This window comes from Lentzea waywayandensis, assembly GCF_900115955.1.
GTDB classification, from domain to species: Bacteria; Actinomycetota; Actinomycetes; order Mycobacteriales; family Pseudonocardiaceae; genus Lentzea; species Lentzea waywayandensis.
In genome coordinates this window covers 296,292-302,554 of record NZ_FOYL01000013.1, presented here as the reverse complement: position 1 = coordinate 302,554, position 6,263 = coordinate 296,292, and the positions used below count along the sequence as shown (strand labels likewise).

The 6,263-nt window shown below is 67.5% G+C and carries 3 protein-coding genes and 2 rRNA genes; 4 read left to right on the top strand and 1 reads right to left on the bottom strand.

Going from position 1 to position 6,263, the window contains the following annotated elements; genetic code table 11:
- The 4 genes from BM417_RS37780 to BM417_RS37765 form a co-directional block, all read left to right on the top strand.
- Positions 1 to 127: ribosomal RNA gene (locus tag BM417_RS37780) — 23S ribosomal RNA — on the top strand; the annotation flags it as partial.
- 92 nt (positions 128 to 219) lie between these two features.
- Positions 220 to 336, top strand: a 5S ribosomal RNA gene (gene rrf, locus BM417_RS37775).
- 246 nt (positions 337 to 582) lie between these two features.
- The gene (locus BM417_RS37770) at positions 583 to 2,124 is read left to right on the top strand and encodes a deoxyguanosinetriphosphate triphosphohydrolase family protein (protein WP_093604445.1); all 1,542 of its coding nucleotides are present in this window, start codon (positions 583 to 585) and stop codon (positions 2,122 to 2,124) included.
- A gap of 242 nt (positions 2,125 to 2,366) precedes the next feature.
- Positions 2,367 to 5,078, top strand: a complete 2,712-nt coding sequence (locus tag BM417_RS37765) for a S8 family serine peptidase (RefSeq protein ID WP_245822514.1) — start codon at positions 2,367 to 2,369, stop codon at positions 5,076 to 5,078.
- Between the two features lie 132 nt (positions 5,079 to 5,210).
- Here BM417_RS37765 and BM417_RS37760 read toward each other — a convergent pair whose 3' ends face one another.
- Positions 5,211 to 6,113 (bottom strand): helix-turn-helix domain-containing protein, encoded by a 903-nt coding sequence (locus BM417_RS37760; RefSeq protein ID WP_245822512.1) that lies wholly within the window; start codon positions 6,111 to 6,113, stop codon positions 5,211 to 5,213.
- Positions 6,114 to 6,263 lie beyond the last annotated feature (150 nt).

Genomic DNA, 6,263 nt, shown 5'->3' with positions numbered 1-6,263 from the left:
CCAAGATGAGGTATCCCACCCTTTGTGGGTTAAGGCCCCCAGCTAGACCACTGGGTTGATAGGCCAGAGGTGGAAGACCGGTAACGGTTGGAGCTGACTGGTACTAATAGGCCGAGGACTTGTTACAAAGACGCTACGCATCCACTGTGCGGTTCTGGAAGAACAACCAGAACCGATCGAACCCGCAGGATCGGGGTTCAGGTTGTAATTTCATAGTGTTTCGGTGGTTATAGCGTTGGGGAAACACCCGGTCCCATTCCGAACCCGGTAGTTAAGCCCTTCTGCGCCGATGGTACTGCACTGGTTACGGTGTGGGAGAGTAGGTCGCCGCCGAACTTACGTACAGAAGGCCCCTGAGGGTCGAGCGCCACAAGCGCTCCCCTCAGGGGCCTTCTGCTGTGCTGGCTCCAGCACCCGCTTAGCTCGATCGGGTGAACGGTGGCCTGATTCGCCTCGTGCTCCGTCTAGTAGACAAATATCCGAGGGGGTGTCACAAAACCATGGTCATCTTCGCCGCGCAATGAGGAAGACGCGTGGGGCGGCGAAGGCTCCTGACCGGCCCGACCAGCTACCGTTTTCGCCATGCACAACGAGCAACGCACCGCCCGGCGGTCCGCCGGCGTGGGCAGGACCGCCGACCTCGCCACGAACCCGTTCCGGGTCGACCGGGACCGCGTGGCGAGCTCCCCGTTCTTCGCGAGGCTCGGCGGAGTCACCCAGGTCGTCAGCTCCACCGGCTCCGGTCTGCTCGTGCACAACCGCCTCACCCACAGCCTCAAGGTCGCCCAGGCGGCGCGCGCCATCGCCGAACGGCTCACCAACCGTCCCGAGCTGATCGCGGTGCTGGAGAAGCTGGGAGGGTGCGACCCCGACGTGGTCGAGGCGGCCGCGCTCGCCCACGATCTGGGGCACCCGCCGTTCGGTCACCTCGGCGAGCAGGTGCTCGACCGGCTGGCGCGGCACAGGTTCGGGTTGCCGGACGGGTTCGAGGGCAACGCGCAGTCGTTCCGGATCATCACGACCACGGACGTGCGGGGGCCCAAGGCGCTCGGGCTCGACCTGACGGTGGCGGTGCGGGCGGCGATGTTGAAGTACCCGTGGACTCGCCATCAAGACCTTGGCCTGGCGGTGGCGCCTCGTGGTGCCGGCGAGCCGGAGGACATGCCGGGCACGGGCAGTTCGAAGTTCTCCGCGTACGTCACGGAGATCAGTGACCTGCGGCAGGCGCGCGAGCTGTTCGAGGGGCGGATCGAGTCGTGGCAGCAGACGGTCGAGGCGAGCGTCATGGACACCGCGGACGACATCGCCTACGCGATCCACGACCTTGAGGACTTCCATCGGGTCGGGGTGTTGCAGCACGCGACGGTCGCCGCGGAGCTCGGGACCTGGCAGGCGCAGGCGCTCGACCTCGCCGGGCTCAGTGACGCTGAGCTGTATGCCGAGATTCGGATGCCTGGGCGGTCGCTCGAGACGCTCCGGAGGCGCATGCACCTCAAGGACTCGTGGGTGATGAGCGACGAGGCGTTCGCGCTGGCGGTGCGGAAGGTGAGCAAGGAGCTCGTCGACGGGTTGCTGTCGGTGCCGTTCGACGGGTCGGTCGAGGCCGAGCAGGCGGTGGCGGGGTTCAGTGCGCGGTGGACGCGCAGGCTCGTTGACGCCGTCGGCGTGATCGAGGAGCCTACGCCGCGGTCTGGTCATGTGGTGCTGGCCGTTCAGCAGTGGCACGAGGTTCAGGTGTTGAAGTTCGTGCACCGCCGGTTCGTGTTGCTGCGGCCGGATCTGGCTTTGCACCAACGCGGGCAGGCGCGTTTGCTGAGTTCGCTGGTGGATGCCTTGGAGCAGTGGGTGACCGATCGGGCCGAGGCGGATCGGTTGCCGCGCAGGCTGCACGATCTGGTGGAGCTGGCCGAAACGGAGTACGCGGCGCTCGCCCGGACGGAGCCGTCCACATTGGTCGGTACGACCGGGGAGCTTCCGGTCGGTCCTGATGTCGTCAGGGGATTGGCGCGGGGGCGGGCCGTCGTGGACTTCATCGCGTCGCTCACGGACAACCAGGCCGCGGCACTGCTGGAAGCCCTTTCCGGGCGAACCGGTCAGTTGTGGACTGACGCGTTTGTCCTGTGAAGTTTGTTCTGTGAAGTGTGATTGTGTCTGCTAAGTGAGAAGTAGCCCAATCGGATGCTGACTGTGATCAGTCAAGCACCATACGTTGGCGCCTCGACCGGGAATCTCCGGTCGCAGGCCGCGTGCTCGGGGGCACGCCAACGTTCGGGGGAGAAACTCCTGTGCGCCGATCTCGAAGAGGCACGACCTTAGTCACCGCAGGTACCGCAGTTCTTCTGGCCGCACTCACCGCAGTCACGCCGGTGTCCGCTGATCCGGGCAAGGCGTCCAAGACCATCAGCGACCGCACGGCAGCGCAGATCGCCGCGCTGCAGAGCATCAAGAAGTCGCTCACCCCTGCCGAGTCCAAGGTGGACAGCGCACTGGTCGTGGAGGCGCGCAAGCGCGTCTCGGCGGGGACGACGAGCGCCCTTCCGCAGGTGCAGACCGGCGTTGCCGTGACGCCGAAGTCCACCACCCTGGTCGACATCCGTGCCAAGCAGTACTCCGAGGACCTGGTCAACGCTGTCCGCGCGGCGGGCGGACAGATTCGGGCAGTGTCCCCCGAGCACCGCACCGTGCGCGCGGAGGTCCCGGTCGCGAAGATCGCCGAGATCGCCGGGCGCGCCGACGTCGCCCGTGTCGAGCCGGGCAGCGACGCGATGACGCAGGACGTGAAGAACAAGAAGGACACCAAGTCCCGCAAGCAGGCTCCGTCCAAAGAGGACAAGTCGCGCGAGATCGAGCGCCGGCTGTCGGAGAAGCAGCTCTCCGTCCAGGCCGCCAAGGTCGCGGAGAGCGACAAGGCGCACAACGCCGAGGCTGCGCGCGGTTCGTTCCGCGTGACCGGTGTCGGCGTGAAGCTCTGCGCGCTGTCGGACGGCGTGGGCTCGCTGACCGTGTCGCAGGCGTCCGGTGAGCTGCCGGCCGTCGACATCGTGCCGGGCCAGGCGGGCTCCGGTGACGAGGGCACCGCGATGCTCGAGATCCTGCACGACCTCGCGCCCAACGCCGAACTCGGCTTCGCCACGGCGTTCAACGGTGACGCGAGCTTCGCGGACAACATCAAGAAGCTGCGCTTCGACCTCGGCTGCGACGTCATCGTCGACGACGTCATCTACTTCAACGAGTCGCCGTTCCAGGACGGCATCATCGCGCGCGCCGTGGACGCGGTCGTCGCGGACGGCGCGATGTTCTTCTCCAGCGCGGGCAACCAGGGCAACGTCGTGGACGGCACCTCCGGCCACTACGAGGGCCAGTTCGTCGACTCGGGTGTGGGCGTCGGCAAGTTCGCCGGCACCGCGCACGACTTCAACCCGGACCCGAACGCCAAGCAGCTGTTCGACCCGCTGTCGAACTTCTCCGGCGACACCCCGGTGGTGCTGCACTGGGCCGACCCGCTCGGCCAGTCGGCCAACGACTACGACCTGTACCTGGTCAACGCCCAGGGCAACGTTGTCACTTTCAGCCAGAACAACCAGGACGGCGCGCAGGACCCGTACGAGCGCATCAACACCCCGAGCAGCTCGACGGGTACGCGCCTCGCGGTCGTGAAGTTCCGCGGTGACGACAAGTACTTCGCGCTGTCGCTGTTCGGTGGCCGGTTCGCCGACACCAACGACGGCCTCAAGAAGTACGTCACGCCGGGCACGACCCGCGGCCACTCGGCGGCCAAGGGCGCGATCTCGGTCGCGGCCGCACCTGCCGCCGCCGCGCTGCCGTTCGACCTGGAGCCCGGTGACCCGGCCAACCCGAAGGGTCCGTACCCCAACGCCTTCGACGGCACGCAGAAGCCGGAGCGCTTCACCTCCGACGGCCCGCGCAAGACGTTCTTCGCACCGGACGGCTCGCCGCTCGCCGAGACCCGGCAGAAGCCGGACATCACCGCGGCCGACGGCGTGACCACGTCGGTGCCGGGCTTCGCGCCGTTCTTCGGCACGTCCGCCTCGGCTCCGAACGCCGCCGCGATCGCCGGTCTGATCCTGTCCGGCAACCCGACGCTGACGCCCGCCGAGGTCAAGGAAGCCCTTGTGGCGACGGCGATCGACATCGTCGAGTCCGGTGTGGACAATCGCACCGGTGCCGGTCTCGTGATGGCCGACCGCGCCCTTCAGTACACGGGTGCGTCGCCGCAGGCACTGGCCCGCGCGCAGAAGCCGACGATCGTCAACGACGCCGATGGAAGCGCTTTCCTCAAGCCGGGCACCACTGCCACGGTGACGGTGCCGGTGGCCAACAACGGTGACGGCTCGGCCGCGTCGACCTCGGTCGTGCTGTCGACGACGTCCGCCGGTGTGACCATCGCGCCGCGGTCCAAGTACTACGGCAACATCGACCCGGGCCAGACCGTCAGCAACACCTACAAGGTGACCGTGCCGGCGTCCGCCGTGCTCGGTTCGGCGGTCAAGCTCGACGCTCGGGTGACGTACTCGGGCGCGACGTCGCCGACGACCACCTCGTTCACGCTCCGCGTGGGTGAGCCGTCGCGCGAGTTCAAGACGTTCGCGTACGCCGGCGCACCGCTCGCCATCCCGGACAACGACCAGACCGGTGTCTCGGTGCCGCTGGCGGTGGCGGGTGTCGGCGCGGCGTCGAACCTGAAGTTCTCCGTGGACGGCGCGACGTGCTCGACCACCGAGGGCTCGACGACGGTCGGCATCGACCACACCTTCGTCGGCGACCTGGTGGGCACGCTCACCTCGCCGTCCGGCAAGTCCGTGACGCTGTTCTCGCGGGTGGGCGGTACCGGCAACAACATCTGCCAGGCCGTGTTCGACGACGCGGCGACGCTGCCGTTCTCGGGCGTGACGAGCGGCAACGCGCCGTTCACCGGCTCGTGGAAGGCGGGTGCGCCGCTGTCCACGCTGACCGCCGACCCCGCTGACGGCACGTGGGTGTTCAAGGTCGCCGACGTGGTGGGCACCGACCGCGGTTCGATCCGCTCGGTGACCCTCAGCGTCGCCGGCTGGGTGTGATGATCTGATCTGATGCAACGGAAGGCCCCTGGCTCGCAGAGTCAGGGGCCTTCTCGTATCCCACAAGGGAACACAGCGTGAGGGGCGCCTCCCAGGCTGGGAAGCGCCCCTCACGCGTCTGTCAGAGCCTTGCTAGCGGTTCGGCCACTCCCACCGGATGCCGAACACACCGGGCCCGAACCCGAGCGCCACAGCATGCACGCCGCCACCCGAGTCCAGGGTGAGGTTGCGGCGCCGCGACGGCGTCTCGTCGCCAGCGGGCACGCTGTACTGCTGCACGCGCGACGGCAGGTTCGTCTCGTCGAACCGGACCTCGATCACGTACTCGCGCACCGGCAGCCGGAACTTGCGCGCGAACGTGTTGTTGCCCTTGGGGGCGTGGCCCTCGGGGAACACCAGCTGGTATTCCATGATGAGGGTCTCGCCGCGGGTGAGCGGCCGTTCGAACATCATCTCCGCGACCATGATGTTGGCCTCGTGGTCACGGGCGATGCGGCCGAGGTGGCAGTTGCGCACGTTCGTGATCTCGGGGAGAACGTCGCTCTCCTCGGTCTCGAACACGAGCGCCCAACGGTCTGGGCCGTCCTGCTCCGCGCGGAGGATCTGCCGCACCCACACGGATTTCTGCCCGCCGTCGGCAGAGATCTCGATGCGGTCGTGCTGGCTGATCCGGCCGAGCTTCAGGTCGGAGGACGTGTCGACCTTCGAGAGCAGGTTCGCGACCCGCTCACGACGCGCCCAGAGGGCGTCGATCGGCATCATCGTCGTCGGGCGGCAACGGCGGCCTCGCGGACGAGGTGGGCCGAGCAGCGCCGAAAGACCTGACTGAGGCACTCCCAGGACCGACTCGAGGTGCCGCAGCGCCTCCAGTGATTCAGGGCGTTCAGGCCTTCGTCGTCCTGACTGCCAGTAGCTGAGCGTCGCGACGCTGATGGTGACGCCGCGCAGTGCCAACCGGTGCTGGATGCGGTCGAGGCTGAGTCGGCTCGCCTTGATCGCGGCCCTCAACGCTTCCGGGAACGGTCCCGTCGTCAAGAGCTGCGTAAGGCTGCCGTGGCCCGTTGAGTCCGTTTCTTCAACGGTCAATGTTGGTCGACCGGCAGCAGTCGTCATGGTGACTCCCCGCTGTCATAAGATCACGCCCCAGTGACCCTACCCGCCCGTGAACATCGCTGGTCGGAGCCG